This window comes from Pseudoalteromonas sp. CR1 (genome assembly GCF_019392235.1).
Taxonomy (GTDB): Bacteria; Pseudomonadota; Gammaproteobacteria; order Enterobacterales; family Alteromonadaceae; genus Pseudoalteromonas.
The window spans coordinates 1-306 of sequence record NZ_JAHXRM010000116.1 but is presented as its reverse complement, the minus strand read 5'-3'; the positions used below and the strand labels follow the sequence as shown (position 1 = coordinate 306).

Here is a 306-nt window from a genome sequence, read left to right as displayed (position 1 = left end):
CCCATCGCGGACGTCCTTCATGTTCTCTGCGATGTCCGCGTTCGTCGCCGATTGGCGCTCCAGAGCTGTCGCGATGCGCTCGGTAATCGCTTTGTTGTCCTCGAGGCGATCCTTCATGCAGTCACGCCACCAACCGACGACAGTCTTGAGCGCCCACATCAGGATGACCACGACCCCGACGAGGCCGTAGTCCTTGAGGAGGGTGGCGAGCTCGGTCACGGATCAGCGCCGGGTCGCCGCCGGCAGCAGCGCGGTGATCTGCGTGTCCTTGATCTGCGACGACCGGGACGAGCCGAGCCAGAAGGC

At 64.7% G+C, this 306-nt stretch carries 1 protein-coding gene; it reads right to left on the bottom strand.

Annotation, left to right across the window (positions count from 1 at the left end; genetic code table 11):
* Window positions 1-219 (bottom strand): hypothetical protein (locus KZZ04_RS18715; protein ID WP_219423754.1); only part of this gene is annotated, 219 nt, incomplete at its 3' end.
* Window positions 220-306 lie beyond the last annotated feature (87 nt).